Origin of the sequence: Streptomyces sp. NBC_01304 (assembly GCF_035975855.1) — a bacterium.
GTDB lineage: Bacteria > Actinomycetota > Actinomycetes > Streptomycetales > Streptomycetaceae > Streptomyces.
This window is the reverse complement of record NZ_CP109055.1, coordinates 701,188-728,183: the sequence shown is the minus strand read 5'-3', so window position 1 is coordinate 728,183 and position 26,996 is coordinate 701,188. Positions and strand designations below refer to the sequence as shown.

The window sequence follows — 26,996 nt, the reverse complement described above, 5'->3', positions numbered from 1 at the left end:
ATGGAGGTGGCGCGCGGTGACCAGGAGGCGTTCGCGCAGGTCTACGACCTGGTGAGCGGTCCTGTGCTCGGTCTGGTGCGCAGTGTGCTGCGTGATCCTGCACAGTCCGAGGAGGTTGCTCAGGAAGTGCTGGTGGATGTCTGGCGGACCGCTGCCCGGTTCCGGCCGGAGAAGGGCAGTGCCATGACGTGGGTGATGACGCTCGCGCACCGGCGCGCGGTGGACGCGGGTGCGCTCCGCGCAGGCCGCCGCCGAGCGGGAGCACAAGGCCGCGTTGCTGGCGCGGACACCCGCGTACGACGAGGTCACCGAGCAGGTCGAGACCCGACTGGAGCAGCAGCGGGTACGCCGCTGTCTGGGCGCCCTCACCACACTGCAGCGTGAGGCCGTGACCCTTGCCTACTATCGCGGGTTGACCTATCGCGAAGTCGCCCAACTGCTGACGCTCCCCCTGGGAACGGTCAAGACCCGCCTGCGCGACGGACTGATCCGGCTGCGCGACTGCCTGGGGGTGAGCGCATGAGCACCGCCGACCTGCACACCGCGACAGGGGCCTACGTCCTGCACGCGCTGTCCGAGGCCGAGCGCACGGAGTTCGAGCGTCATCTGGTGGTGTGCGAGGCGTGCAACCAAGAGGTCCGGGAACTCGCCGCGACGGCCGCCCGGCTGGGCCTGGCCGTGTCCGCAGAGCCGCCCGAGCGCATGCGGGAACAGGTCCTGCAGCGCATCGTCACCGTGCGGCAGGAACCCCCGCAGGTCACGGCGCGCGGCACCGCTCGTGCGTGGAAGCGGACGCTGCCCCGCCTGGCGCTGGCGGCCGGCTTGGCCGCCGCGGCCGCGTTCGGCGGGATCGCGGTGTGGCAGCACCAGTCCGCCGAGGAAGCCCGCTCGCAGGCGCGCGAGGACCGGCAGCGGGCCGCCGACATGGCCGACGTGCTGGCCGCACCGGACGCCGAAGTCACCGTCGGCAACCTCCGTGACGGCGCACGCGGCACCGTGATCGTCTCGCGGTCCCGGGACCGCGCCGCGTTCATCGCCGCCGGCCTGCCGAGACTGACGGACGGCAAGGTGTACCAACTGTGGTTCGACGACGGCGACGCCATGCGGCCGGCCGGTCTGCTCAGCGGCCAAGGCATCCAGCGCACCGTCCTGCTGGACGGCAGGATCGGTGACGCGACCGGCATGGGCATCACCGTCGAACCCGCGGGCGGCTCACCGCAGCCCACGACCGAACCGCTCGGCCTCATGTCATTTCCCGTTTAGGAGTGCGGCGTTGACCGTTTCTGTCTGTCTGTTCACCGCCGACCTACGGCTGCACGACAACCCGGTGCTGACCGCCGCGGTACGTGCCGGCGACCATGTGGTGCCGCTGTTCGTCCTGGATGAGGGCGTCCATGCGGCGGGCTTCGACGCCCCCAACCGGCGGGCCTTCCTCGCCGATTGTCTGGCCGACCTGGATGCCGGGCTGCGCGAGCGCGGCGGCCGACTCGTGGTGCGCGCCGGGAAGGTCGTGGACGAGGTCTGCGCGCTCGTCGCGCGGACCGGAGCACAGCAGGTGCACCTGGCCGCGGGCTCCAGCGCGTACGCACAGCGCCGCGAGGCGAAGCTGCGTACGGCCCTGGGCGCCGTGGGCTGCTCCCTGCACGTACACGATGCGGTGGTCACGGTGGTCGCGCCGGGCGCCGAGGTTCCGCAGAGCAGCGATCACTTCGCGGTGTTCACGCCGTACTTCCGGCGGTGGCAGGCCCACGCCATGCGCAACGTGGCACCGGCCCCGCGCGCCGTGCGCGTACCGGAGGACGTCGGATCCGGACCGCTTCCCGAGCCCGCGAAGATCACGGGCGTCTCTGCGGGCCTTGCCCGGGGCGGGGAACGGGCCGGTCGGTCGCTGCTCGTCGACTGGCTGCACAAGGGGCTGCACCAGTACGCCGATCAGCAGTCGGAGCTGGCCGCCGACGGCACGTCCCGGCTCTCGGGACACGTGCACTTCGGCTCCCTGTCCGCGACCGAACTCGTGCACCGGGCAGGGGCAGTCGGCGGACCGGGCGCGGAGGCGTTCATTCGCCAGCTGGCCTGGCGGGACTTCCATCACCAGGTCCTCGCGGCCCGGCCACGCGCCGCGGTGGCCGACTACCGCACCCGGCACGACCACTGGCGCCACGACGACGAGGAGGCCGAGGCCTGGCGCACGGGCCGCACCGGCTACCCGGTGATCGACGCCGCGATGCGCCAGCTGCGCCACGAGGGATGGATGCCCGGCCGGGCCCGCATGCTGACCGCGAGCTTCCTCGCCAAGACCCTCTATCTGGACTGGCGGATCGGGGCCCGGCACTTCCTCGACCTCCTGGTGGACGGAGACGTGGCGAACAACCAGCTCAACTGGCAGTGGGTGGCGGGCACCGGCACCGACACGCGCCCCAACCGGGTCCTCAATCCGGTCACCCAGGCCAAACGCCACGACCCGCAAGGCGACTACGTACGCCAGTGGGTGCCCGAACTCGCCGGGCTCGAAGGGGCGGCGGTCCACGAGCCGTGGAAGCTGCCCGGGCTGGAGCGGGCCCGCCACGACTATCCGGACCCGCTGGTCGAACTCCCCGACGGGCTGGCCCGGTTCAAGCAGGCGCGCTCGTTGGACTAAGTCCGGCGGATGCCGGATGCCGGATGCCGGATGCCGGATGCCGGATACGGGATACGGATGCGGGATGCCGGCCGCCGCCCCGCCCGTCGGAGTGGCGAGTGCGGATCGCCAGTTCGACGGGCCGCTGCTGTGACCATCACCTGACTCACTCGTTTGGTGGAGTGGAATCAGTCCAGCGTGACGCGTCTCGGAAGGCAGCCTGTCCCGTGCTCACATCCCGCCGCCGCGCCGATTCCGGCGCCCAGGCGATGCCGCTCGATCAGGCCGAGGCCACCCTGGTCGACCAGTACACGCGCCTGGTGAGCCTGGCGTATCTGACGCTGCCCGCCACCTTGACCCGGCACCGACGCGTCCTCGTCGCACACAGTCTGGTGCAGCGCGCCCTGCCCGGCTATGCGGGGTTCCGGGCCGGCCGTGCGACCCGGGTGCCCGCGCAGCGCAGCCCCGGTGACCAGGCCGTGGCCGCCTGGCTGCGGGTCCGGGTGCTGTCGGCGGCGCTGGCCTACGAGCGGCGTCCGCGCGGTTGGCCGGCCCTGCTGCCGCCGCCGCGCGCCCTGACGATGTCGTTGCCGGTGGTGTGGGGGCTGCGGCTGTTCCCGCGGGCGGGCGGCGCCGAGGAGATCGCCCTCAGTCATGCGCTGGCGCAGGTGCCGGCCGCGGCCCGCGCCGCCTTCGTGCTCCGGCGCCTGGACGGGCTCGCCGACAGGGAGGTCCTGGAGCTGCTGCGGGCCGCGGGGCAGCCGCATCCCGGGTCGGCCCTGCGGACCGCGCGCACGCTGGACGCCACGGCTGGCCCACCGGCCGAAACGCTTCTGCGATCACAGGAGTTCGACGCCTGCTCGGTGCAGACCCGCCCCACCGATCTGCTGCGGCGCAGGCACCGCTTCCAGCTGGCTTGGGCCGTCACCGCGCTGGTGGCCACGGCCGTTCTCGTGGTGACGATCACCCTTGGCTCCGGGAGCGACGTACCGCAGCACGTCGCCCGGCCCGCCCTCCCTGCTTCGGCCCCGGGGCCCGATGACCTGCGCCGGGTGCCGGGCGACGACTGGGCCGACACCTCACGTGTCGACTTCACCGCCTGGCCCGCCCGGGGCGACCGCACCGACGATCGTGACCTGCTCACCCGAGCCCTGGCCACCTGGGCCGCGCCGCCGAAGGGAACCCGGATCACCCGCAGTCCCGGCACCCGCGCGGAACCACCCGGCAGCACACCGCAGTTGCTGTACGCCGGTGACGTGGACGCCCATGCCGTCGTGGTGCTCCACGACGGGCAGCGCCTGGTCCGCTACAGCGAGACGGCAGCCGGTACGGACGTCACGCTCGCCCTCGCACGCGCCGACGACGCCAATGTCACCACGGCCGCCGCGATCGCACTCTTCAACGGCGGTAAGGGAACCCGCTATCTTCTGGCGCCGTGGATCGCGGAGTCGCAGCGCCGCGATCTGCTGCACCCCGACACCCCCGGCCGCCCCCTCGACGTGACCGAGGACGGCCTCACCGAGGCGGTACGCACACCGTCGGCCGGTGGCTGCGACACCTGGCCGGTGCTCCAACTGCGTTCCTCCGAGCGCATCGTGGAGAAGCACGCCTTCCTGGTCACCGATCTCGGCGGCCTCACACCGGCGCACCTGAGCTACACGCCACTGCCCGGCAACGGGGTGCCGGCCCGACAGCCCCGTGAGGCCACCAGCTCGACCGCACTGGTCAGTTGGGCCCGTACGGCCTGCCGACTCGACGAGTTCCGCGACGACGGCGTACGGGCCGTGAACGTCTGGGACTTCGCCGCCCAGCAGCTGCCGCAGAACGCCGGACGTGCCGTGTGGTCCTGCACCCGGGCCACCACCTGGCGCGGACCGGGCCACGTCCTGCTGCAGTTCAAGGCGCCGGCCCGATCGGCTTCGGCGGACGCGCCGGTGGTGGGCCGGGCCCGATCGACCGCCGCCTGCAGCCGGTTCGGGCAGCACGTCCTCGCGGCCACCCAGTGGAAGGCGCCGTCCGGCGATCGGTTCCTGCTCGCCGCGGGCAGCCGGGAGGTCACCGCGATCGAGGCATCTGGCGCGGTGGACGCGTCGGTGCAGGGCCGGACCCTGGCCCGCGAGGCCCCCGAAGGCGCCCGGGTCGAGGTGCGGGCAAGGCTCTCCGACGGCTCGCGCCTGGCACCGGTGGGGGGCTCACCGGCCGGTTGACGTCGGCCGCGGAGCCCTCTTCCGTGGCCGCTCCGTAGAACCCGCGTCTCATGAGGACGGTTCGGGCCCTACGGATCCGGAGGCGACGCCGTCCCCGCAAGAGCTATTCGGAGCCGACGCCGATGTGGCTTGGTCGGACTTCCGTGACCTGCGTAGACAGAGAAGCGCGTGACCCGATGGGGTGAATGACCAAGCCCGTTGCCCCTGTTGCTCCGAATCATGGCTGTGAGCACACGAGGCAAGTCCGCCATCACCGGAACGCTGCCCGCGCTGAGCGGCCTGGTGGCCGGGTACGTGGCGCTGGGCGTCGCGGAACTTGTGTCCGTGGCCGTACGCCCCGAGGCGGGCCCGGTCACGGCGGTCGGTGGCGCGGCCATCGACCGCACCCCCTCCGGGGTGAAGGACTGGGCGATCCGGCAGTTCGGGACCAACGACAAGCTGGTGCTGCAACTGGGGATTCTCGCGGTGCTCGCGGTGTTCGCCGTGGCGATGGGGGTACTCGCGTTGCACAGGCGGCGCACAGCTACGGCGGGTGTGTTCGCCTTCGGCCTGGTCGGTGCGCTGGCTGCGGTGTCGCGTCCGGATTCCACCGGCTCCGTCGACGCCGTGCCCTCCCTGGTCGGGGCGCTCTGCGGTGCCGGCGCCCTGTACCTGCTGTCCGGGTTCCTGAGCACCCCGGTGGCTGCGGAAGTCGGCGCCGCAGCCACCGGGGGCCCACAACGCGGAAGCACCGAGGGCCCGAACCGCAGAGGCTTCGTCCTGGCCACGGCGGGCGTGGCCGTGGCCTCCACAGCGGCCGGACTGACCGGCCGCCGATTGAACGCGACCACCGCCGCGGAGGCCGAGGCGTCCCGGGCGGCGGTCCGGCTGCCAACTCCCTCCTCACCGGCCCCCACGCCGGCCCGCGGAGTTGACCTGCGGATCCGCGACGTGGCCCCGTTCACCACACCGAACCGCGACTTCTACCGCGTCGACACCGCCCTCAAGGTGCCCCGCATGGACGCCGATCGATGGCGGATGCGCTTACACGGCAAGGGAGTTGGCGAACCGCTCGCCCTCGACTTCCGGGATCTGCTGCAGCGCGACCTCATCGAGCGCGACATCACCATGACCTGCGTCTCGAACGAGGTCGGCGGCCCGTACGTCAGCTCCGCGCGCTGGCTCGGCGTACGCCTGAAGGACCTTCTGGAAGAGGCAGGCGTGCGACCGCCGTCCCAGGGCGGCCCGGCTGACCAGCTGGTGGCGCGCTCGGTGGACGGGATGACCATCGGCAGCCCGGTGGAGACCGTCATGGACGGCCGGGACGCGATGCTCGCCGTCGGCATGAACGGCGAGCCGCTGCCCTTCGACCACGGCTTCCCGGTCCGGATGCTCGTGCCCGGGCTGTACGGCTACGTCTCGGCCTGCAAGTGGATCCAGGACCTCGAACTGACCACGTTCGACGACTACGACGCCTACTGGGTCCAGCGCGACTGGGCCCGCGAGGCACCCATCAAGACCCAGTCCCGCATCGACACCCCCAAGCCCTTCGCCCGCCCGGCAGCGGGCCGGGTTGTCGTGGCGGGCGTCGCCTGGGCCCAGCACACGGGCATCGACCGCGTCGAAGTCCGCGTAGACGACGAGCCCTGGCAGGAGGCCGAGTTGGCGGCCGAGGGCCCCTTGGACACCTGGCGGCAGTGGAGTTGGCAGTGGCCCGCCACGGCCGGCTCGCACACCCTCCAGGTCCGCGCCACCGACCGCACCGGCACCACACAGACCGACAGGCGCACCCGGACCATCCCGGACGGCGCCTCCGGCCGGCACTCGGTGGTGGTCAACGTGACCTGACCCCGCAACCGCCCTCCCACACCCCCCCGTACACCAGGGTCCGCACACCGCAGGCCCAAGCCCTAGGAGAACACCATGAACGCCACCCGCCGTCTGCGCCGCATCACCGTGGCCGCCACCGCCGCGCTCGTCCTGCCGTTCTCGCTTGCCGCCTGTTCCGACGACAGCAAGAGCACCGACCAGGCCGCGGACAAGAGCCCCAGCGCGACGAAGAGTACCGAGGAGAAGTCGAGCGCCGACCCCATGTCCGGCCCGTTCGGCCCGGCCTGCGCCACCGTCCCGAAGGACGGCGCCGGCAGCTTCGCCGGCATGGCCAAGGACCCCGTCGCCACCGCCGCCTCGAACAACCCCGCCTTGTCCACCCTGGTCACCGCGGTGAAGAAGGCCGGCCTGGTCGACACCCTCAACAACGCCGAGAACATCACGGTGTTCGCGCCCACCAACGACGCCTTCTCCAAGATCCCCAAGGCCGACCTCGACAAGGTCCTGGCCGACAAGGAGCAGCTCACCAAGATCCTGACGTACCACGTCGTGGGCCAGAAGCTCACCCCGCAGCAGCTCGAGAACGGCTCCTACGACACGCTCGAGAAGAGCAAGCTCACCACCGCGGGCTCGGGTGAGGCCTACACCGTCAACGACTCCTCCAAGGTCGTCTGCGGCAACGTCCCGACGGCCAACGCGACGGTCTACATCGTCGACACTGTCCTGATGCCGAAGATGTAGCCCCCACGGGGTTCAAGCCCAACCCGCCCGTCCGGCCGGGGACTTCGCGGTCCTCGGCCGGGCGGGCAACCTCGTATGACACAGCACGCGGCTTCCATCGGTGAACATCAGAAGGGCCTCATGCCTGTCCCCGATGCTCCGCGTCACATCGTCTGGGGCTCCGGCAGGTCCGTGGCGCCTGCGCGGCGGATCATCTCCGCGACGTGCGCGGCGTACGCCTCACGGACCCACAGCCGTACCGGTCCCTCGGCCGATTCGCACTCGATCAGCATCACGCCGGCCGGGAGCCGCCACACTTCACCGGCCGTCAGCTTGCGTGTCCGGACGTAGCGCAGTTCTGCCGGGAGCTCACGCTGCCGACTCCACGACCAGCGCGGCTCCCATCGGAACTCCTGATCGGATCGCACCCGGCCCAGGCTGTATCGCCGCCCGGCGTCCGGCCGGTTGGCGCCGACCTGGAGGGTGGCTGCCTTACCCGCCTCGGCCCGAGCGGCGATCCGCCGCGCTCGCCATGCCACGATGAACGACCCCATCAGCACGCCGCCGAGAACGCAGAGCCCCGTAATCATCCGCGCAGTCAAGCAGACGGCCGACTGATCACCAAGAGGCTGGGCAGGGCCGCCTTGATGCGGTCTGAGTCCTGGGTGCCACGTCCTGACCGGACCTGATTACGGGATCACCAGGAAACGGGCAGCGCCCTCACTCCGTACACAATGCTCTTGCTGCTGAACTCGAGCTCATCCTCGGGGACCGCGAGTCGCAGCATCGGCAGGCGGCGCAGCAGCGTGCCCAGGATGATCTGCAACTCGGCGCGAGCGAGGGGCTGTCCGAGGCATTGGTGGACGCCGAAGCCGAAGGCGAGATGGCGGCGTGCATCGCGTGTGAGGTCGAGTTGGGAAGGGTGGGCGCAGCCCTCCGGAGCGAAGAGTTCCATGTCGCGGTTGGCGGTGGACAGCATGCAGATCACTCCGTCGCCGGCGGCGATGGACCTTCCCGCGAGGGTGACCGGCTCCTTCGCCACTCGTGCCAGACCGAGATGGATGATGGTCAGGTGGCGCAGCAACTCTTCGACGGCCGCCGGAATTCGCTCCGGGTCCTCGCGCAGCAGTGCCGCCTGCTGCGTGTCCCGGAGCAGCGCCAGCGTGGCGATCGCGCTCATGTTGGCCGTGCTCTCGTGGCCGGTGACCAGGAGCAGGAAGCCCAGGGAGGCCGTCTCCTGCGGGGTGAGGTCGTCGCGGGCCACGAGCCGGCTGAGGATGTCGTCGCCGGGCTCTTCCTGTTTGCGGGCGGCGAGTTCGGCCAGGTACGACATGAGCTCGTGGTGGGCGTGGGTGGCCTGCTCGTGGGTGGTGTTGTTGTCGAGCAGGGTGCGGCTCAGCGACTGGAAGAGGTCGTGGTCCTCGTACGGGACGCCCAGCATCAGGCAGATCACCAGCGAGGGCACCGGCAGGGCGAAGTCGGAGACCAGATCGGCCGGGGCTCCCTTGGCGACCATGCGGTCGATCGCCTCGTCGACGATGCGCTGGATGCCGGGCCGCAGCGCGTCGATGCGCTTCACCAGGAAGTCCTTGGTGACCATGCGCCGCAGCCGGGCGTGTTCGGGGTCGTCCATGCGGATGAAGCTCGGCTTGGCGGTGGCCAGTTGGCGCTGTCCCGGGGACAGGAAGGGGAAGCCCGGGGTGCGGGCGTCGGCGCTGAAGCGGGAGTCGGCCAGGACGGCCCTGACCTCCTGATACCCGGTGATCAGCCAGCACGGTGAGCCGTCCGGCAGCGTGGTGCGGGTGAGGGGTTCTTCGGCCGCGGCCTGCAGGTAGGCGGGCGGCGGGTCGTAGGGGCAAGTGCCGTACGCGGCCGGGAGGGTGAGGGTGGGCGCGGCCGAGGTGAGAGGCATGGGGAGGGGTCTTTCCGGTGGCGGGGAAGGGCTGCTCAGGGCTTCGGGGTGACGGTGATCGCTCCACCGGGGCACAGCGCGGCCGCCAGCCGGACCGCGCCCTGCACGGTGGCTGCCCGGTGCCCGGGGCGGAGCATCACCAGTCCGTCCTCGTCGTTCTGCTCGAAGACGTCGGGGGCGGTGCCGACGCACTGGCCCGAGCTGCAGCACCGCTCGCGGTCGATGCGTACGTCGAACGCCTGGTGCGGGACGGCATCGCAGGCCCGAGCGGACGGCGGCCCGGTGGGGCTGGGAGTGTCGGGTGGCGTGCGCAGGGTGCGCAGCGTCATGCACATCGTCGCCGTCTGCCCGGCAAGGAGCAGGAACTCGACCAGCTGGTCGGGGTGCAGGCGCCCGGCCAGCCGCTCCCACAAGTCATCCGGTACGTCGGTGTGGTCGGCCAGCGCGTCGACCGTCTGCAGGAGTGACAGATCGTCAGAGGACCAGACGTGTGCGGAAAGAGGCGCCGCGGTCGCCGCCGTCTCGTCGGGCCCCAGCCCGGCGTGCCGCGCTTGGCCCGTGTGGCGGTCGTGGACGAAGGCACAGTCGAGCCGGTGCGCGGTGCGCAGGATGACCAGTTCGCGGTCGCGTGCGGACAGGGCGCCGTCGTGCGTCAGTACGCGGGCGAGCGCCAACCAGGCCTGGGCCAGCGGCAGATGGTGGGCGAGCGTGCCGAAGAGGTTGGTCCGGCCGGGCCCGTCCTTGCGGGACGCGTCGAGGACCGAGTGCAGGGCCTCGGGCCACTGCTCCGGTGGCACGGGAGCGATACGGGGCGCTGCCTCACCGGGGCCCTGTGAAGTGGTTGGCGCGGGGGAGGGGAGGGGCATCGGGTGACTCCGAAGTGAGGGATCGGCCGGGTGGGCGTGGGGCACGGGCTCACCATTCGCACAGCATCAGGCCGCTGCTGGCGCCGCTGGCGAAGCCGAACAGGCCGACCAGGTCGCCGCGTTGCAGGCGCCCGGTGCGCAGGGCGGTGGCCAGCTGCAGGGGGATGGTGTTGGTGGCGACGTTGCCGTGCTGGGGGAAGGTCGCCAGGATCTGCTCCTGCTCCACGCCGACCCACTCGCAGGCGACCTTGGTGAACGCGACGGACGGCTGGTGGATGCAGGCGAGGTCCAGGTCGTCGGGTTTGACCCCGAGGTCGTGAAGGGCGCCACGTACCCGTTCCGGCATGCCGTCGAAGGAGGCCAGCAACTCGGCCGAGTCGATGCGCAGATGGCCGAGCGTGCGGTGCTGGGCGTACGGGTTGGGCAGTGTCGCCGCCTGCCAGCCCCACGAGTTGGCGAAGAAGCGGCTGCCGAGGATGCCGGGCCGCTCGGCCGCCTCGACCAGGACGGCCGAGCCCATGTCGCCGGTGCTCAGACTCGGCAGCGCGTGCAGGACGTCGGCGGGCTCGTCCACCGACCAGCGGCTCTCGCGGGTGCTGACCTCGGCGGTGGTGACCAGGATGCGCCGGTACTGGCCGGACTTGATGAACGAGTCGGCGACCTCCAGGGCGTTGAGGACGCCGTTGCAGGCGTTCTTGAGGTCGAAGACGGGACACCCCAGTCCCAGCTTGGCAGCGACGACGTGGGCCGTCGCCGGCTCCTCCATGTCGGCGAGGATGCCGGCGAACAGCAGCAGGTCGATGTCGGAGGGGTCCGTGCCGTGTTCTTCGAGCAAGGTGCGCGCGGCGTGGGCGGCGAGATCGGAGGGCTGCTCGTCGGCGGGCGCCACGGTGCGCTCGAGGAGGCCGTACATGTGCCGCAGGACACCGGGGGACAGGGTGATGCCGGGGTTGTGGGCCCGGAAGCGGTCCTCGGCCTCGGCCACGGTCTGGCGGCCGGGTGGGATGTGGACGCTCGCGTGGGCGAGCGCGCTGTGCACGGTCACAGGGGAGGTGACTTCCTGAAGGGGGGCGGGGACGGCGTGGTCGCGGTCAGGCAGCGCACAGGACGAGCACGACGTTGTGTCCGCCGAACCCGAATGAATGGCTGGCCGCGGCCCGTACGGCCTGCCGCCGAGGCCGGTCCAGCACGCAGTCCAGGGGGAACGCGAGCGTGTCCGCGGTGAGGTTGGCGATGGGCGGGACGGTGGCGTGGTGGATCGACAGGGCCGTCAGGGCCGCCTCGATGGCGCCGGCCGCACCGAGACTGTGCCCGAGCACGCCCTTGGCGGAGGTCACCGTGGGCCGGTGGGGCAGGACCCGTGCGATGAGCTCGCCCTCGGTCTGATCGTTCAACGGGGTCGATGTGCCATGGGAGTTCACGTGGTCGACGTCCGCGGGCGTGAGACCGGCCTCGTGGATCGCCGCGCGCAGCGCCACCTCCGCCACGGTGCCGCCGGGGGCGGGAGCGGTGGGGTGGTGGGCGTCCGAGCTGAGGCCGACGCCCGCAAGGTGGGCGTAACCTCGTCGGCCACGGGCGTGCGCGTCCTCGGCCCGCTCCAGCACGAGGATGGCCGCGCCCTCGGAGATGACGAAGCCGTCGCGGTCGGCGGCGAACGGCCGGGAGGCGGCCGCAGGGTCCGCGGTACGCGTAGACAGGGCGCCCATGCGTTGGAACCCGGCGGTGACCGCGGGGCTGATCGCCGCCTCGGTGCCGCCGGCCACCGCGATGTCGCAGGCGCCGGAGAGCAGCAGGTCACGGGCGACCGCCAGGGCGCTGGCCCCCGAGGCGCACGCGGTCTCCGTCGCGAGGGACGGGCCGCGCGCACCCAGGTCGAGGAGGACCTCACCGGCGGCCATGTTGGAGATCAGCATCGGGATCAGGACGGGGGAGACGAGGTCGGGGCCGGACTGCAGGCGCAGCGTCTGTTCCTCCAGATGGGCGGCGCCGGCCAGCCCGGAGCCGATGACGACCGCCACGCGGCCGCCGTCCCAGCTCGTCGGGTCGAGACCGGCGTCGGCGACGGCCTCGCGCGCGGCGAGCACGGCGAGCTGGGAGAACCGTCCCATCCGCCACGCCTTGCCGCCGCCGATCCGGCCCTGTTGCGGCGTCATCGTGGGAATGCGGCAGGAGAAGTCGACGGGAAGCTCTTTGAGCAGGGGGTCGTGGGCTGCCGTGGACTCGCCGCGCAGTACGCCGGTCCAGGTTTCCTCGCGACCGACACCGGCCGGGGTGATGAGCCCCAGACCGGTGATGGCGACCGCGCGGCGAGAAGCCGTCACAGCACCCCTGCCGCGGTGCGCTTGGCGGCCAGGGTGGCGGTGAGTTCGCCGACCGTGGTGCTCTTCGTCGCCTCGTGCTCGTGCACCTCCACGCCCAGCTCCTCCTGCAGGGCCAGGGCGAGTTCGGCCAGGGCGAGCGAGTCGAGGTCGAGGCTTTCCAGTGTGGCCTCGGGCCGGATGTGGTCCTGTGCGACCTCGAACTTTCCGGTCAGTACGGAGTGGATCGCGCTGTCGATCGCAGACATGGCGGTGCCCTTTCAGTGGGGTGGAACGGGAAATTGCGGGGGAAGGACTGCGGGGCGGGAGCGGAACTGCCGCTCAGGCGGAGCGCGGTGGACCGTCGGCGTGGTCGACCGGCGGGACCGGGCCGAGGTCGGGCCACAGCAGGGCTGCGGAGCCCCAGGTGAGTCCGGCGCCGAAGGAGGTGAGCAGGACGCGGTCCCCGGCGCGGAGCCGGCCGCTTGCGGCGGCGTCGGCGAGCGCCAGCGGAATGGAGGCCGCCCCGGTGTTGCCGACCTTGTCGATGTTGGCGACGTGTCGGTCGGCGGGGACGGGGATGCGTTCGCCGACGGCGCTCAGGATGCGGGCGTTGGCCTGGTGCGCGACGAACCGGTCGACGTCGTCCACCGACCAGCCGACGTTCTTGAGCAGAAGTTGTGAGGACAGGGTCATGCGGGTGACGGCGTGCTGGAAGACGTCGCGTCCCCGCATCCGGAAATGCAGGTCCGCCCGGGTGTACCGGTGGGGCGCGGACCGGGCGAGTGCACCGCCGCCCGGTACTTCGATCAGCTCGTGTCCGGAGCCGTCACTGCCGAGGTCGAAGCCCAGGACGCTGCCGGGTTCGCCGTGCTCGCCCCGGCGCAGCAGCACCGCGCCCGCACCGTCCGCGAAGACGACGCCCGCGCTGCGGTCGTCCGGGGCGATCAGGGTGGAGTACACCTCGGCGGCGACGACGAGCACCCGGTGGGCGATGCCTGCTCCGATCACCCCGGCGGCGGTGGCGAGGGCGTACACGAAACCGCTGCACGCGGCGGCGACGTCCCACGCCGCCACCTCGCCGAGCCCGAGCCGGTGCGCCAGCTGCGGTGCCATGGCGGGCATCGGCCGGTCCGGAGTCGACGTGGCCACGATGACCGCGTCGATCGGCGCGGCGGCTGCCGGGTCGAGTGCTGCCGAGTCGAGGGCGCGTTGTGCGGCCTCGACGGCCAGGTCCCCGGTCGAGACCCCCGGGGCGACCCAATGCCGTGTCCCGATGCCGGTGCGCCGGCGTACCCATGCGTCGTCGGTGCCCCAGCCGGGCGGCAGCTCGTCGTTGGTGACCGCGCGCGGCGGCACCATCCCGGCGAGACCTTCGAGCACGGCTGCCCGCTGCCCGGCCGGGCCGGATCCGAGAGGGAGCATCACCGGGCGGCCCTGTCCCGGCCCAGGGCCCGCCGGGACAGCGCCAAAGCCTCGGGTCGCGGACTTCGCCCCGCTGCACCACAGAGCCTCAACTCTGCGGCGCAGCACAAGAGTTCGCCAGACACCCACACCTCACCCAAGATCACGTCCTGCTGGAATCGGCATGACCATAAGGCCGCAAAGGATCTTGGGGAGAACAGGCTGTTCTTCGAACGAAGAACCTAGAAATGGGAAGCGGAGGCGATCGCGCAGCTCAAAGGGGCTTCTGGCGGAAACGTTACGGCCGCTGCGCTGAAAGAGAGTCACGCCAAGGGGTGAAGATTTGCCGCCATTGTGGCGCCGGGATGACGAGGGGGAGGGGGGTCGAAAAGCCCCAGTCGTTCCCTTCGCCGGGTCAGTCAATAACTGGCCTGTCCGGCAAGGCGGTCGCCACGCCCCGGGCCGTTGTTGAACGTGTTGAATTCGGGGAGCGAAGCTTCTGTGTCCGTCCGTGGCGAGCGCTGTCCGCACCGGATCCGGGACGCAACGGCGTCGGGGTGGTGGGCGAGTGGGGGCTGTGGGCGTGTAGGAGCTCTGCGACGAGCCAGGGATCATTCATGTCTTCATGCTCGATGATCTGTGCGACGTGCGCATGTTCGCGCCAACGCGGGGAGCGTTGCTCATGGGTGTTGGGCGGAGCGGATCCGTGCAATGTCGCGGGCCGCTCTTGTCGAAGCGATGGTGGCGTTCATTTCCTCGGCGGCGTCCGCGCTCTCGGCGGCTTCTGCCCGGCGCCCCTCGGCGTGATGCAGCCAGCCCCTGGCGAGCAGGGTGAACAGGATCGATCGTGCTTCCTGGGTCGGCCGCTCGTCGAACGAGGCGGTGAGCGCGGCATGGGCCTCGCGCGGTTCGCCGAGGCGGAGCAGGACGGCAGCCTGCTGGTAGTGCAGGGCGGCCGCCGGGTAGACGGCGAAGGGATCCTCGCCCTCGCTGTGCTGGGGCAGCAGCCGGAACGCGGTCTGCAACCACTCCAGGGCCTGGCGCCGCTCGGCGCGGGCCGCACATACTCGGGCGGCCTGCGTGGCGACGTACGCGCGTACCGGGCCGGGGGTGCGGTCGGAGACTTCCAGGGCGCGGTGGAGATAGGCCGCCGCGCGCGCCGTCCCGCCCTGTTGCAGGGCGTTCTCGCTCAACTGCCGCAGCGCGATGGCTTGGACGGAGCGGTCCTGCGCGTAGTCGGCCAGCGCCTCGGCGGCGATCAAGGCGTCCTGCGCCTCCCGGGTGCGGCAGGCGTCGGTGTAGCTGCCGGCCAGGAGCACGGCGGTGCGCGCGGCATGGACCAGTCCCACGCGTGCCTCCGCCTCCGTACGCAGCGCTCCGTCCGCGAGGCCGAACGTGGAGCGCAGGTAGGCCGACAGCACCGGCTCGGTGTGTCTTCCGCCGAGCGCCCTCGTCTGCTGCACGAAGAACCGCTCGGCGCCGCGCCACACCTGCGCCCGCGAGGCCGGCACGGTCTGTCCCGGGCGTCCACGCTGTTCGGGTACGCGGGTATGGGAGGAGCCCCCGCTTTGCATGCTGTTCGGCTCGAGACCGGGGATGGCGGCGAGCAGCGATGCCGCGCCTTCGAGTGCTGGGGGCCGCGCATCGGCCAGCCCCAGGTGCACCGGCTCGACCAACCGCCCGAGGCGTTGGGTGAAGAGTTCGCAGAGCAGGTCCGGGACGGGGCGGCGGGGCCGAGAGCCGCGGACCCAGTGCGCCACCGCCGTACGGTCGTACGTGGTGTCCAGCGCGCGCTGCCGGGCGCCCTCGTTGACGCGACGTGCCAGGGCTTCATACGTCCAGCCCGCTTCACGGATCAGGCTCAGCAGAGAGTCGTTGGGCGCGGCCATGGCCTCACTCCGTCAGTACAAGGGACCGAACGCGGGGGAACCTCTCCCCGGCCCAACGGACGTGGCGCCCTACGGTTTCGGCATGCGGAATCCTCACACGACAGTTCCACATCCGTGGCGCATCGTTCCGCGCGGCACCCTCGATCCACCCCGGCATAGGGTTGGCGGCATGGCGCTGGGACTGCTTCAGGTGAACTTCAAGGCCGGCGACAACGCCGTGCTCGGCCGGTTCTGGGCGGAGGCGCTCGGCTGGGGTGCTTCCGGCGGGACTCCCGGTGTGACCCGCGTGCGACCCGAGGGCTTTGCCTTTCCGGAGTCCGGAGCCATTTGTGTCGATGTCGTCACGGTGCCGGACCCCGAAACGGCGACATGCCGCGTGCACCTCGATCTCGCCACCACCTCTGCGGCGCATCAGGCGGAGTTGGTCGCGCGTCTGAAGGATCTCGGCGCGACGCCCGCCGATGTGGGCCAGGGCGATGTCCCCTGGACGGTGCTTGCCGACCCGGAGGGCAACGTCTTCTGCGTCCTGGAGCCGCGGGAGGTCTACCGGGACACGGGGCCGATCGCCGCAGTGGTCGTCGACTGCGCGGAGCCGCGGGCCCTTGCCCGCTTCTGGGGCGAGGCGTTGGACTGGACCCCGCACGAGGTGACCGACGATTACGCGCAGCTGCACTCCGCCCAAGGCGTCGGCCCCTACCTGGAGTTTCTTCGCACCCCCGGTGTGCTGACCGCGCGGAACCGCGTCCACCTCGACGTCGCGCCGCACCGCGGTGACGACAGGGCGGCGGAGGTGGCCCGGCTGCGGGCGCTCGGCGCCACGGACGTCGACCTCGGCCAGGGTGACGTCCCGTGGACGGTGCTCGCCGACCCGGAGGGCAACGTCTTCTGCGTCCTTGCCTGGGGCTGACGGGGAACGGGGGCGGGACGCTTGTCCGCGTCACGAAGGCTGCGGTCCGCGCCACGCGGCTCTTCTCAGGACGGCTCTCCGTACCAGCCGGCGATCTCGGCGGCGCGCTCGCGCAGGGAGGCGCGCAACCACTGCGGGGCCAGGGCTTCCGCGCTCGTGGCGAGCTGCCACAGCGCCCACTCGGCGTGACGCGCATCCTGGAAGGTGACCTCCAGCCGCAACCAGCCATCCGCGTCGGCCTCTTCGGCGAGGATGGCCAGCGCGGTGCGCACCAGCTCCTCCCGTCGCGCCGGGTTCATCCGTACCAGCACGGTGACCTGGTCGCCGCCGGTCCGGAACCGCGTGCTGCGCTCCTGCCAGGTCCGGTCAAGGTCGACCTGCTCCGGTCGCTGTGCGGGTTCGGGGAGTTCCTCGGCGGCCGACACCCGGGACAGCTTGTAGGTGCGGTCCGCGCCGGACCGCTTGGCCAACAAGTAGGCCTGGTCGCGCACGGCGACCAGGCCGATCGGGTCCACCGTGCGCCACTTCGGGGCCTGGTCCACGGCCGCGTACCGGATACGCAGCTTGTGTCCGGCGAGCACCGCGCGCCGGACCTCGGTCATGACGGCGTCGGGCACCTCCTCGGCGAGCAGTGGGCGTGAGAGGAGGTCGGTCTCCGGGTCGATCAGCCATCGCTGGGCCGCGTCGTTCGCGGTGCTCCGATAGCTCTCGGGCAGCGCGTCGACCACCTTGAGCATGGCCGAGGCGAGCGCCGAACCGAGGCCGAACACCTGCGCGCCGCGCCGTGATGCTGCGACCAGCAGGGCAAGCGCCTCGTCGTGGTTCAGCCCGGTGAGCTCGGTCTGGAATCCGGGCAACAGCGCGAAACCGCCGTGCCGACCGCGCTCGGCGTAGACCGGGACGCCGGCCGCGGACAGCGCCTCGATGTCGCGCAGCACGGTGCGCGTGGACACCTCGAGCTCGCGGGCCAGCGCGGGCGCGGTCAACCGGCCGTGCCGACGCAGCAACAGCACCAGGGAGACCAGTCGGTCGGCGCGCATCCCAGAACCCTACTGGCATACATGACAGTTGATGTCGTGATTCGTTGGGAGGCTTTCCACACGACGTCAAAGGCCGCGGCTACCAAGGCAATTGACGCACGTGCTGTCGATGGTCGACGAACCGAATGGAGCTGGTGTGGCGATGGAGCGAACAGCGGTCAACCCGTGGACCTGGTCCGTGGAGATGGGATTCAACCAGGGGGAGATCGTCTCCGGGCACACCCGGACCCTGTACTGCTCGGGGCAGACCGCGATGAGCGACGAGGGCAAGCCCCAGCATGCCGGTGACATGGCGGCGCAGTTGGCGCTGAGCATCGACAACCTGGAGGCCGTCCTCGGCGAGGCAGGCATGTCCCTCGCGAACCTGGTCCGCCTCAATGTCCACACCACCGACGTGGATCTGCTCTTCCAGCACTACGGCGTACTGGCGTCGCGGTTGGGCGCGGCCGCGGTGGCGCCTGCCACGACGATGCTCGGGGTGACACGGCTGGCGGTCCCCGACCTGATGGTCGAGCTCGAAGGCACCGCTGTCGCGTAGGGGCGGCTCGTCGCCTCCGGCAGGACTTGCCGGAGGCGCACGAGGGGCAGGCCCTGTCGGGTCAGGGCGATGCGAGTGGGAGCTCGTACGTCATGTGGCGTGCGGTGATGCGCAGGCCGGCCAAGGACAGCGCTTGGCGCAGGCCGGTGTCGGCGTCGTCGAATTCCCAGATGGTCAGTGCGGTGACCTCGGGGTGCTTCCTTTGCAGGCGGGTGACGAGCTCCGCGAGGAGTGCGGCGAGCGCGGGCGGTTCGGCGTGGTGGTGGATCGCTTCGCCGGCGTTGATGTAGGCCGTGGGCCCGTCGATGCGGGCTGAGACTTCGGCGTTTTCCGTCGCCAGGGTGAGGCCCGGTTCGGGAAGTTGCTCGACCTGCACTTCGGGCAGGCCGGCAGAGGGCTGCCACGTGGCCGGTTCGGCGCTCCAGGTGCGGGCGTATTCGGTGTGGCCCTGGGCCTTCAAAGCGGTCGCGGCGTGTCCGTCGGGACCGGTGTCCGGGCCGCTCCAGCGCAAGGTCCGGTAGCCGGCGGTACGGGCCCCCTGGACCGCCCGCCGGTACAGGCCCTCCATCACTTCGAACTCCTCGGCAGACGGCGGGAGCAGGTCGTAGTGGCCCGTTTTGATGCGTCGGGCAAAACGTGGCACGTACGTGGTCTGTACTCGTGCGGCGCCGTCATGGTCCTCGTACACCCATCCCCAGCCCAGCAGCGCGCGGTCATGCCGGGCCGTGACCGCGCCGACGGTAAAGGGGCGGTCCGCACCGTCGGAGAGGTCGGGCGCGGGCTCACCGATATCTGCGTACTGCTCCACGAGCACATGCTTGTCCGCATCCGGCCGGCCGTCCCAGGCGAAGGACATTTCGGAACTCATACCCGAAAGGGTATGGCCGAGCCGTCGGCACAGAGGGAAGCCCTACCGCCCGCTCGCGGTCGACCCCGAATCCCAAGGCGCCATGAGTCGGCGTGCGGGACCCGGTGTGAGCAGCGAGGATCGCCTGAGGAGCGGGATGCGCGGGCCTCGTGACCCCGCGCCTTGCGAGCGAGGAGTGGCCTCAAGATGGCGGCTGGCGGCGGTACGAAGGCGGTCGTGACGGCGCTGTGCGCCAATCTCACCATCGCGGTGGCGAAACTCGTGGCCTGGGTGTTCAGCGGATCGTCGTCGATGCTGGCCGAGGGCATTCACTCGATCGCCGACTCCAGCAACCAGGCACTGCTGCTCATCGGCGGCAAGCGTGCCCAGCGGGCCGCGACTCCGCTGCATCAGTTCGGCTACGGGCGGGAGCGGTACTTCTACAGCTTCGTCGTGGCCATCGTGCTGTTCTCGCTGGGCGGCCTGTTCGCCCTGTACGAGGGCTGGCACAAGATCAGTGATCCGCACGCGATCGAGCACTGGTACTGGCCCGTCGGCGTGCTGCTCTTCGCCATCGTGGCCGAGGCGTTCGCCCTGCGTACCGCGGTGAAGGAGTCCAACGAGATTCGCGGGGACCAGAGTTGGTGGCAGTTCGTCCGCCACTCGAAGGCGCCCGAGCTGCCGGTCATCCTGCTGGAGGACCTGGGCGCGATCCTGGGCCTCATCCTCGCCCTGATCGGCGTGGGCATCGCCCTGTTGACCGGCAACGGCATCTGGGACGGTATCGGCACCCTGTGCATCGGCGTGCTCCTCGTCGTCATCGCCGTGATCCTGGCCATCGAGACGAAGAGCCTGCTGCTCGGCGAGGGCGTCAGCGAACAGGACACCGCCACCATCCACGACGCCCTGGTGGACGGCGACACCCTGACCGGTGTGCTGGGACTGCAGACCATGTACGTGGGTCCGGACGACCTGTTGATCGCCGCCCGTGTCCGCGTCGACCACCACGACTCGGTCACCGAGGTCGCCGAGGCCATCGACCTTGCCGAGGCACGCGTACGGGCGGCGCTCCCGGTGCACTGCGTCATCTATCTCGAACCGGACATCAAGCGAGCCTGACTCCCCCTGCGTGCCGACGGAACGCCGCTCGGTGGCGTTCGCCGTGAAGATCAGGAAAGCTCGCGCGCATGGTTTCGATATTGCAGAACGTGGCGATCGACTGTGCGGATGCCTATGAGCTGGCTCGGTTCTGGAGCGGTGTGACGGGCCGTCCGCTGGATCCGGAGGACGGTCCGGGCGCCCGGGAGACGCAGGTGCTGCTTGCGGAGGGGCCGGTGCTGTACTTCAACCAGGTTCCCGAGGGCAAGACGGTCAAGAACCGGATCCATCTGTGCCTGCGCCCTGAGACCTCGCGCGATCAGGAGGTGGACCGGCTCCTTGGCCTCGGCGCCACCTTCGTCTCCGATCACCGGAATCCCGATGGATCGGGCTGGGCGGTCCTCGCCGACCCCGAAGGCAACGAATTCTGTGTCCTGCGCAGTGAGTCGGACCGGGCCGCCATGACTGCGTAACCCCAAAAGGAAAGGCAAGGAGAGCTCTCTCCTTGCCACTTTCAACTTATAGCGCGCAGGGGGGCTTGCCGCAAGCCCCGGGTCTTGGCGCAGAATCCTCGGCCGAGGCCACAACCTGCGGAGATGCGACCACGACGTGGCGTGTGACGGGCAAGGCAACCAGGGATGAGGACGTCGCAGTGACTGAGCAGTACGTGTGGGACCTGCAGGAAATCGACGAGACGCAGCTCGCGGTCGTCGGCGGCAAGGGCGCGCACCTGGGCGCGCTGGCGCGGATCGAAGGCATCCGCGTACCGGGCGGCTTCTGTGTGACGACGGACGCCTTCCTGCGGACCATGGCGCAAGAGCCGTCGATCGACGAGCGGCTCGATGAGTTGTCGCGCCTGAACCCGGATGACCGGGAAGCGATCCGCACGCTCAGCGCCCAGATCCGCCGGACCATCGAAGGGATCGCCATCCCGGGCGATCTCGCGGCGGCGATCACCCGCGCGCACGCCCGGCACGGCGAGCAGGCCGCCTACGCCGTCCGCTCCAGCGCGACGGCGGAGGACCTGCCGACGGCCTCCTTCGCCGGCCAGCAGGACACCTACCTGAACATCGTGGGAGCGACGGCGCTCCTCCAACACATCAGCCGGTGCTGGGCGTCGCTGTTCACCGAGCGGGCCGTGACCTACCGCAAGCAGAACGGCATCGACCACCGTACGGTCCAAATGGCCGTGGTCGTACAGCAGATGGTCTTCCCGGATGCGGCCGGCATCCTGTTCACGGCCGACCCCGTCACCGGCAACCGGAAGGTCGCGACGGTGGACGCGGGCTTCGGCCTCGGCGAGGCCCTGGTCTCCGGCCTGGTGAACCCCGATGTCTTCAAGGTGCGCGACGGCGAAGTCGTCGGCAAGACGATCGCTGCCAAGGAGCGGGCCGTTGAGGCCCTGCCGGCCGGTGGCACGCAGGAAGTGACGATCGACGCGCAGCGGCAGGAGCAGCCGTCGCTGACGGACGCGCAGGTCGTACGGCTCGTAGAGCTCGGGCGGCGGATCGAGGCGCACTTCGGGCGTCCGCAGGACATCGAATGGTGCCTGGCCGACGACGGCTTCCAGATCGTTCAGAGCCGGCCGATCACCACGCTGTTCCCCCTTCCCGAGCGCAGCGACCAGGAGAATCGCGTCTACGTCTCCGTCGGGCATCAGCAGATGATGACGGATGCCATGAAGCCCCTGGGCTTCTCGATGTGGCAGTTGATGGCCATGGTGGAGATGCACGAGGCCGGCGGAAGGCTCTTCGTCGACGTCACCCCGCGCCTGGCCGCGCCCGCGAGTCGCGCCGGGCTCCTGGACCTCATGGGCAGGGGCGACCCGCTGGTCAGGGACGCGCTGGAGACTGTCCTCGACCGCGACGGCTTCGTCCCGCTGCTCCCGGACGCGGGTGCCGCCGGTCGTCCGGCCGGCGGTGCGTCCGCCCCGGCCGAGCCCGATCCGGCGATCGTCGCCGAGCTGATCGAGCGCAGCCGGACGTCCGTCGCCGCCCTGGAACACGGCATCCGGACGAAGACCGGACCGGAGCTGTTCGACTTCCTCCTGGAGGCCTTCGACGAGCACAAGCGCGTGCTCGGTGACCCGCAGAGCATGCAGGCGATCATGGCGGGCATGGAGGCCACCTGGTGGCTCAACGACAACCTTCAGGACTGGCTGGGCGAGAAGAACGCGGCTGACACGCTGACGCTGTCCGCCCCCGACAACATCACGTCGGAGATGGGCCTCGCGCTGCTCGACGTCGCGGACGTGATCCGCCCGCATCGGGAGGTGGTGGCGTTCCTGCAGGGCGTCGAGCACGTCGAGGACGAGGACTTCCTGGACGAGCTGGCGAAGGTCGCGGGCGGCACCGAAGCGCGCGACGCCATCGAGGCCTACCTCGACCGGTACGGCATGCGCTGCGTCGGCGAGATCGACATCACGAGGCCGCGTTGGAGCGAGCGCCCCACCACGCTGGCGCCCGCGATCCTCGACAACGTCAGGAACTTCGAGCCGGGCGCCGCCGGGCAGCGCTTCGAGCAAGGACGCCAAAAGGCACAGAAGAAGGAACAGGAGGTGCTGTCACGCCTGCGGGCCCAGCCGGACGGCGACCGGAAGGCCGACGACACCAAGCGGATGATCGACCAGATCAGAGCCTTCATCGGGTACCGGGAGTACCCGAAGTACAGCATCGTCTGCCGCTACTTCGTCTACAAGCAGGCCCTGATGGGGGAGGCCGAGCGCCTCGTCCAGGCAGGCGTGCTTCCTGAGAAGGAGGACATCTTCTACCTCACGTTCCAGGAACTCCACGACGTCGTGCGCTCGCACCAGGTGGACGGCGAGCTGATCAAGGAGCGCAAGGACACGTTCCGGTCCCACCAGGCGCTCACCCCGCCCCGGGTGCTCACTTCCGACGGTGAGGCCGTCTCCGGAGCGTACCGGCGAGACGACGTGCCGGACGGCGCCCTGGTCGGCCTGCCGGTGTCCGCCGGGACCGTCGAGGGCAGGGCCCGCGTCATCCTGGACATGGCGGAGGCCGATCTCGAAGCGGGCGACATCCTGGTCACGGCCTTCACGGACCCCAGCTGGTCGCCGTTGTTCGTCGGGATCGCGGGGCTGGTCACGGAGGTCGGCGGCCTGATGACGCATGGCGCGGTGATCGCCCGGGAGTACGGCCTGCCGGCCGTCGTGGGCGTGGAGCGGGCCACCCGCCTGATCCGGGACGGCCAGCGGATCCGCGTACACGGAACCGACGGGTACATCGAGATTCTGTCCTGACCCGACCACTCCCGTACGTGTCCGTGGGGGAGTAGGTGTCGGCGGTCTGTGGGCGGTGACCGTGATCTGTCGGTGGTCTGTCGGTGGGGGTTGCGACCTTGGACGGGTTGGTGCTCCCCGTGAGCACGCTGCCCCAGAGCGCAAGGAGCCCGTCATCGTGACTTCCGTACCCCGGAGCCGACCGTGGGACGTTCACCGGCTGCCGTCTGCCGAGGGCAGGACCTTCCTGGTCACCGGAGGGAACGCCGGGATCGGCTACTTCGTCGCGGAGCAGCTCGCCGCCACCGGCGCCGTGGTCGTGCTCGGCAGCCGGGACGCCGCGAAGGCCGACGCCGCCATGGTCTCGATCCGCTCGCGTGTGCCCGGCGCGCGGGTGCGGTACCTGCCGCTGGACCTCGCCGACCTGTCGTCCCTGAAGACGGCCGTGGAGGGGCTGGACGTCGGTCGTCTCGACGCGGTGGTCCACAACGCAGGGGTCGCGCTCGACGACCCGCCGCGTCGGGAGACGCGGGACGGCCACGAGCTGATGTTCGGCACCAACCACCTCGGGCACTTGGCGCTCACCCAGTGTCTGGCCCCGCTGCTGTCCGCGGCGCCGGCGGGGCGCGTCGTGACGGTGGGAAGCTTCGCGGCGCGGTCCGAGCGACTGGACCTGGACGATCTGCAGTCGACCCGGGACTACCGGCCCAAGCGCACCTACGGCCGGTCGAAGCTGGCGCAGATGTGCTTCGGCTTCGCACTCGACCGTCGCCTGCGTGCCGTCGGCAGCACGGTGCTCAGTGTGGTGGCCCACCCCGGCGGGGCACTGGACTCCCTCACTCCGCCCCGGCCGCCGGTATGTGTGACCACCCGTGGCGAGCGGCTACGGGCCTTGCCCGCCGGGCTGTTGGTGCAGGGCAAGGACGCCGGCGCATGGCCCGTCGTCCGTGCCGTCCTCGACCCGGAGGTGCAGGGCGGGCAGCTGTGGGGACCGAGGGTCTTCGGCCTGCGCGGTACGCCACGGCGTGAGCCCGTCCCCTCTCACATGGCCGACCCGGACGTCGCCAGTCGCCTGTGGGCCCTCAGCGGTGAGCTGGTCGGCACCGATCCGCACCTCGGCTTTCGCTAGCGCGGAGCCGCCGCTGGCTGAACGGTCAGCCGGTCCGCGAGTCGGTTCCTGGCCCCCGCTTTGCCGACTTCCGCGACGTCGTGGCGGCTTGGCCCGGCCAGGAGCGTGGCCGGGGGTGGTCCCCGGCCACGCCACCCATCGCCCGAGTCAACAACCCTGCGGGTCCGTGCAGTTGGGGGTCCGGCTCAGCCGCCCTGACCGGCGCTGCCGATCGGTCCGACCTTCACCGTGGAGCCGGCGCCGTCCTCCGTGACGGGCAGCGAGGCGCCCCCCGGCCACTCGAGGGCGAACGACTTGGTCTCGTTCGGCGGGGTCACCACCAGGCCCGTGATGCTGACACCGGAGCCGCCCGAGTCGTTCATCGGGTAGCTGATGCCGAAGGAAGTCGACTCCCCGTCCTTGAGGGTGATCGAGGGAGCCTTCTCGCCGGTGCGCGTTGCGGACAGCGAGCCCGCGCTGGTCTTCAGGTCGACTCCGGGGTACCCGGACATCGCACAGTCCCGGCCGCCGCCGTTCTTCATCGTCACCGCGACGGTGCCTGCGGTGTCGCCGTCGATGGTGCTGTCCTGCGCCGTGATGTCCAGGTCGTCGGTGCGGCACTTGCCGAGCTTGCTGCCCTCGCCGGAGCCGGTCCCGGCGGCGGATCCCTGCCCGCCGGAGTCCTTCCCGCCCGAGCCCTTCCCGCCGTCCTGATCCGAACTGCCCGAGCCCGAACCGCCACCCGACGAAGCCGCGGTGGACGACGAGGACGATGGGTCGTTCTGTGCCGCGTCGTCACCGTTGTTGCAGGCCGTGAGCGAGAGACTCGCGGCAACGGCCAGGGCGGCGAAGGTGACCTTGTGAACGCGCATCGTTGTTTCCTCAGTATCGGTTGGGCGTGCGTAGTGCTCGGTTCGAGTCGGTACGAGCGAGCGTTTCCGAGCACCAAGAGTCGCCCCGGCCGGTGAACCGTTCCGCCCAACTACCCGCTAATACATTCCTGTTACACGCACAGTCGGGTGCATCGCGCGCCGCACACGCCGTCAGCACTCCAGGGCGGCGGTTCCCGTCGCAGTCGCGCACCTGTTCGTGACCGGCATCCGCTGGGACAGATCCGTGACTTGGCAGATCTTGACCTGGGCAGGGCGCATGGTGCCCTCAACCGGCCTCGTACGTGTGCGGGGTGACGGTCCTGCTTCCCGAACTAGGACCTGTCCGGCAAGATCCGCCGGACAGGCACCAGGGCGGCCAGCGCGAGCCCGCCACCCAGCCACATCACCGCAGTGATGCCGATCCCGTCGGCCGCCCGACCGCCGATCAACGCACCCAGGGCGATGGCGCCGTTGAAGACACTCACGAACAAGGAGGAGGCCCCCTCGCGGGCATCGGGCGCCGCCATCAGGATCCAGGTCTGCGTACTCACCGACACTCCGCCGTACGAGAGTCCCCACATGGCCATCAACGCGCCCGCCACCCAAAGGGATCCGCCCACTGCGGGCAGCAACAGCACCGTGGCGGCGAGCACCGAGCTGATCGCGAGGAGGGTCCTGCGCGGTGAACGGACAGCACCGGCACCCGCCAGGAAATTGCCCACGACGCCCGCGATTCCGTACACGAGCAGCAAGCTGCCGATCATCCCCGAACCGGCTCCGGAGACCTCCTCGAGCACGGGTCGGACGTAGGTGTACGCGGCGAAATGCCCCGTGACCAGGAGCGCCACGACGATCAGGCCGATGCGCAGGCGACGGTTGCCGAACAGCCGCATCACCCCGCCCAGTTGAACGGCCTGCGCGGCCGGCAGTCGCGGCAGCAGGGCCGCCATCGCCACCGTGGTCAGCAGCGCGAGCCCGGCCGCGGCCACGAACGCCGTGCGCCATCCGGCGAGGGCGCCGACGTACGCGCCGGCCGGAATGCCGAGCACCGACGCCAGTGCGATGCCGCTGAACACCAAGGACGTTGCCGTTCCCACCGACCTTGCCGGTACCAGCCGTACCGTGATGCCCGCCGCGATCGCCCACACGCCACCCATGCCGATGCCGACGAGCACGCGCGCGGCGACCATCACACCGAAGTTCGGCGACCACGCGGCGCCCAGGTTGCCGATCACCAGGACGGTCATCAGCGCACACAGCACCACGCGCCGATCGAAGCGGCCCAGGACGGACGTCAGCAGCGGCGCGGACACCGCGGCGACCAACCCCGTGATCGTCAGCGTGAGCCCGGCCAGGCCCTCCGTGACCTTGAGGGAGTCACCGATCGGGGTCAGCAACCCGACCGGCAACATCTCGGAGGTGACCACCGTGAACGTCCCGACGGCCACCGCCACCACGCCCGACCAGCCCCGCAGGGCCGAGCCCTCCCGTGCTGGGGAGCTATCTTCCACTTCTTCCACTTGCGCCATGCGTCCAGCCAAGCGATCACCGCGTACCGGAACAACGGCGAAGTGCTCATCCTTGTATGAGCAGGGCTTGTCGACCCTGATCAGAGACTTGGACAGGG

At 70.8% G+C, this 26,996-nt stretch carries 23 protein-coding genes and 1 pseudogene; 12 read left to right on the top strand and 12 right to left on the bottom strand.

Annotated features, from left to right (window positions below; all coding sequences use genetic code 11):
- The 6 genes and pseudogenes from OG430_RS03190 to OG430_RS03165 all read left to right on the top strand — a co-directional run bounded on the left by OG430_RS03190 (window position 1) and on the right by OG430_RS03165 (window position 7,374).
- Window positions 1-523, top strand: a pseudogene (locus OG430_RS03190) (sigma-70 family RNA polymerase sigma factor).
- On the top strand, window positions 520-1,263 hold the full coding sequence (locus tag OG430_RS03185) for an anti-sigma factor (protein ID WP_327350831.1): 744 nt from the start codon (window positions 520-522) through the stop codon (window positions 1,261-1,263). The pseudogene OG430_RS03190 and the gene OG430_RS03185 overlap by 4 nt, the downstream one beginning before the upstream one ends.
- A 10-nt stretch (window positions 1,264-1,273) precedes the next feature.
- Entirely contained in the window at window positions 1,274-2,638 is a 1,365-nt protein-coding gene (locus OG430_RS03180) for a cryptochrome/photolyase family protein (RefSeq protein WP_327350830.1), read from the top strand.
- Between the two features lie 248 nt (window positions 2,639-2,886).
- Complete coding sequence (locus OG430_RS03175) at window positions 2,887-4,824, top strand: hypothetical protein (protein ID WP_442816685.1); 1,938 nt, start codon at window positions 2,887-2,889, stop codon at window positions 4,822-4,824.
- 219 nt (window positions 4,825-5,043) lie between these two features.
- Window positions 5,044-6,651 carry a molybdopterin-dependent oxidoreductase gene (locus tag OG430_RS03170; protein ID WP_327350828.1) on the top strand — a complete coding sequence of 536 codons (1,608 nt, stop codon included), beginning with the start codon at window positions 5,044-5,046 and terminating at the stop codon, window positions 6,649-6,651.
- Between the two features lie 75 nt (window positions 6,652-6,726).
- On the top strand, window positions 6,727-7,374 hold the full coding sequence (locus OG430_RS03165) for a fasciclin domain-containing protein (protein WP_327350827.1): 648 nt from the start codon (window positions 6,727-6,729) through the stop codon (window positions 7,372-7,374).
- Window positions 7,375-7,517: 143 nt separating this feature from the next.
- Here the strand turns inward: OG430_RS03165 and OG430_RS03160 are convergent, their stop codons facing one another.
- The 8 genes from OG430_RS03160 to OG430_RS03125 form a co-directional block, all read right to left on the bottom strand.
- Window positions 7,518-7,943, bottom strand: a complete 426-nt coding sequence (locus tag OG430_RS03160; protein WP_327350826.1) for a hypothetical protein — start codon at window positions 7,941-7,943, stop codon at window positions 7,518-7,520.
- Window positions 7,944-8,050: 107 nt separating this feature from the next.
- Window positions 8,051-9,265, bottom strand: a complete 1,215-nt coding sequence (locus OG430_RS03155; RefSeq protein ID WP_327350825.1) for a cytochrome P450 — start codon at window positions 9,263-9,265, stop codon at window positions 8,051-8,053.
- Between the two features lie 35 nt (window positions 9,266-9,300).
- Window positions 9,301-10,062 (bottom strand): carboxymuconolactone decarboxylase family protein, encoded by a 762-nt coding sequence (locus OG430_RS03150; RefSeq protein WP_327350824.1) that lies wholly within the window; start codon window positions 10,060-10,062, stop codon window positions 9,301-9,303.
- A gap of 118 nt (window positions 10,063-10,180) precedes the next feature.
- Window positions 10,181-11,176 (bottom strand): 3-oxoacyl-ACP synthase III family protein, encoded by a 996-nt coding sequence (locus tag OG430_RS03145; RefSeq protein ID WP_327350823.1) that lies wholly within the window; start codon window positions 11,174-11,176, stop codon window positions 10,181-10,183.
- A gap of 46 nt (window positions 11,177-11,222) precedes the next feature.
- The gene (locus tag OG430_RS03140; protein WP_327350822.1) at window positions 11,223-12,452 is read right to left on the bottom strand and encodes a beta-ketoacyl-[acyl-carrier-protein] synthase family protein; all 1,230 of its coding nucleotides are present in this window, start codon (window positions 12,450-12,452) and stop codon (window positions 11,223-11,225) included.
- Window positions 12,449-12,697, bottom strand: a complete 249-nt coding sequence (locus OG430_RS03135) for a phosphopantetheine-binding protein (protein ID WP_327350821.1) — start codon at window positions 12,695-12,697, stop codon at window positions 12,449-12,451. The genes OG430_RS03140 and OG430_RS03135 overlap by 4 nt, the downstream gene beginning before the upstream one ends.
- Before the next feature lie 73 nt (window positions 12,698-12,770).
- A complete protein-coding gene (locus OG430_RS03130) occupies window positions 12,771-13,853 on the bottom strand; it encodes a beta-ketoacyl-ACP synthase 3 (RefSeq protein ID WP_327350820.1) in 1,083 nt (360 codons plus the stop codon).
- 659 nt (window positions 13,854-14,512) lie between these two features.
- Window positions 14,513-15,721, bottom strand: a complete 1,209-nt coding sequence (locus tag OG430_RS03125) for a tetratricopeptide repeat protein (RefSeq protein WP_327350819.1) — start codon at window positions 15,719-15,721, stop codon at window positions 14,513-14,515.
- Window positions 15,722-15,890: 169 nt separating this feature from the next.
- Between OG430_RS03125 and OG430_RS03120 the strand changes: the two genes are divergently transcribed.
- Entirely contained in the window at window positions 15,891-16,628 is a 738-nt protein-coding gene (locus OG430_RS03120; protein WP_327350818.1) for a VOC family protein, read from the top strand.
- Between the two features lie 65 nt (window positions 16,629-16,693).
- Here the strand turns inward: OG430_RS03120 and OG430_RS03115 are convergent, their stop codons facing one another.
- Window positions 16,694-17,668 carry a helix-turn-helix transcriptional regulator gene (locus OG430_RS03115; RefSeq protein ID WP_327350817.1) on the bottom strand — a complete coding sequence of 325 codons (975 nt, stop codon included), beginning with the start codon at window positions 17,666-17,668 and terminating at the stop codon, window positions 16,694-16,696.
- Window positions 17,669-17,810: 142 nt separating this feature from the next.
- On the opposite strand from OG430_RS03115, the gene OG430_RS03110 reads away from it, so the two are divergent.
- On the top strand, window positions 17,811-18,206 hold the full coding sequence (locus tag OG430_RS03110) for a RidA family protein (protein ID WP_327350816.1): 396 nt from the start codon (window positions 17,811-17,813) through the stop codon (window positions 18,204-18,206).
- Window positions 18,207-18,267: 61 nt separating this feature from the next.
- Here OG430_RS03110 and OG430_RS03105 read toward each other — a convergent pair whose 3' ends face one another.
- The gene (locus tag OG430_RS03105) at window positions 18,268-19,074 is read right to left on the bottom strand and encodes a hypothetical protein (RefSeq protein WP_327350815.1); all 807 of its coding nucleotides are present in this window, start codon (window positions 19,072-19,074) and stop codon (window positions 18,268-18,270) included.
- Between the two features lie 186 nt (window positions 19,075-19,260).
- Between OG430_RS03105 and OG430_RS03100 the strand changes: the two genes are divergently transcribed.
- From OG430_RS03100 to OG430_RS03085, 4 genes are all read left to right on the top strand, one after another.
- Window positions 19,261-20,172, top strand: coding sequence for a cation diffusion facilitator family transporter (locus OG430_RS03100; protein ID WP_327350814.1), 912 nt, complete (start codon window positions 19,261-19,263; stop codon window positions 20,170-20,172).
- 68 nt (window positions 20,173-20,240) lie between these two features.
- Window positions 20,241-20,624 (top strand): VOC family protein, encoded by a 384-nt coding sequence (locus OG430_RS03095; protein ID WP_327350813.1) that lies wholly within the window; start codon window positions 20,241-20,243, stop codon window positions 20,622-20,624.
- A 179-nt stretch (window positions 20,625-20,803) separates the two neighbouring features.
- A complete protein-coding gene (gene rph / locus OG430_RS03090; RefSeq protein ID WP_327350812.1) occupies window positions 20,804-23,410 on the top strand; it encodes a rifamycin-inactivating phosphotransferase in 2,607 nt (868 codons plus the stop codon).
- A gap of 157 nt (window positions 23,411-23,567) precedes the next feature.
- A complete protein-coding gene (locus tag OG430_RS03085; protein WP_327350811.1) occupies window positions 23,568-24,518 on the top strand; it encodes an SDR family NAD(P)-dependent oxidoreductase in 951 nt (316 codons plus the stop codon).
- Between the two features lie 185 nt (window positions 24,519-24,703).
- Here the strand turns inward: OG430_RS03085 and OG430_RS03080 are convergent, their stop codons facing one another.
- Together OG430_RS03080 and OG430_RS03075 are read right to left on the bottom strand one after the other, a co-directional pair.
- Window positions 24,704-25,369, bottom strand: coding sequence for a DUF4232 domain-containing protein (locus OG430_RS03080; RefSeq protein ID WP_327350810.1), 666 nt, complete (start codon window positions 25,367-25,369; stop codon window positions 24,704-24,706).
- A gap of 332 nt (window positions 25,370-25,701) precedes the next feature.
- Window positions 25,702-26,898 (bottom strand): MFS transporter, encoded by a 1,197-nt coding sequence (locus OG430_RS03075; RefSeq protein WP_327350809.1) that lies wholly within the window; start codon window positions 26,896-26,898, stop codon window positions 25,702-25,704.
- Window positions 26,899-26,996 lie beyond the last annotated feature (98 nt).

Coding starts and splice junctions, on each gene's coding strand:
- OG430_RS03125 (WP_327350819.1), bottom strand. CDS start 15,721: ATGGCCGCGCCCAACGACTCTCTGCTGAGCCTGATCCGTGAAGCGGGC.
- OG430_RS03135 (WP_327350821.1), bottom strand. CDS start 12,697: ATGTCTGCGATCGACAGCGCGATCCACTCCGTACTGACCGGAAAGTTC.
- OG430_RS03095 (WP_327350813.1), top strand. CDS start 20,241: ATGGTTTCGATATTGCAGAACGTGGCGATCGACTGTGCGGATGCCTAT.
- OG430_RS03165 (WP_327350827.1), top strand. CDS start 6,727: ATGAACGCCACCCGCCGTCTGCGCCGCATCACCGTGGCCGCCACCGCC.
- OG430_RS03075 (WP_327350809.1), bottom strand. CDS start 26,898: ATGGCGCAAGTGGAAGAAGTGGAAGATAGCTCCCCAGCACGGGAGGGC.
- OG430_RS03130 (WP_327350820.1), bottom strand. CDS start 13,853: ATGCTCCCTCTCGGATCCGGCCCGGCCGGGCAGCGGGCAGCCGTGCTC.
- OG430_RS03185 (WP_327350831.1), top strand. CDS start 520: ATGAGCACCGCCGACCTGCACACCGCGACAGGGGCCTACGTCCTGCAC.
- OG430_RS03175 (WP_442816685.1), top strand. CDS start 2,887: ATGCCGCTCGATCAGGCCGAGGCCACCCTGGTCGACCAGTACACGCGC.
- OG430_RS03105 (WP_327350815.1), bottom strand. CDS start 19,074: ATGAGTTCCGAAATGTCCTTCGCCTGGGACGGCCGGCCGGATGCGGAC.
- OG430_RS03100 (WP_327350814.1), top strand. CDS start 19,261: ATGGCGGCTGGCGGCGGTACGAAGGCGGTCGTGACGGCGCTGTGCGCC.
- OG430_RS03080 (WP_327350810.1), bottom strand. CDS start 25,369: ATGCGCGTTCACAAGGTCACCTTCGCCGCCCTGGCCGTTGCCGCGAGT.
- OG430_RS03155 (WP_327350825.1), bottom strand. CDS start 9,265: ATGCCTCTCACCTCGGCCGCGCCCACCCTCACCCTCCCGGCCGCGTAC.
- OG430_RS03120 (WP_327350818.1), top strand. CDS start 15,891: ATGGCGCTGGGACTGCTTCAGGTGAACTTCAAGGCCGGCGACAACGCC.
- OG430_RS03110 (WP_327350816.1), top strand. CDS start 17,811: ATGGAGCGAACAGCGGTCAACCCGTGGACCTGGTCCGTGGAGATGGGA.
- OG430_RS03115 (WP_327350817.1), bottom strand. CDS start 17,668: ATGCGCGCCGACCGACTGGTCTCCCTGGTGCTGTTGCTGCGTCGGCAC.
- OG430_RS03170 (WP_327350828.1), top strand. CDS start 5,044: ATGGCTGTGAGCACACGAGGCAAGTCCGCCATCACCGGAACGCTGCCC.
- OG430_RS03160 (WP_327350826.1), bottom strand. CDS start 7,943: ATGATTACGGGGCTCTGCGTTCTCGGCGGCGTGCTGATGGGGTCGTTC.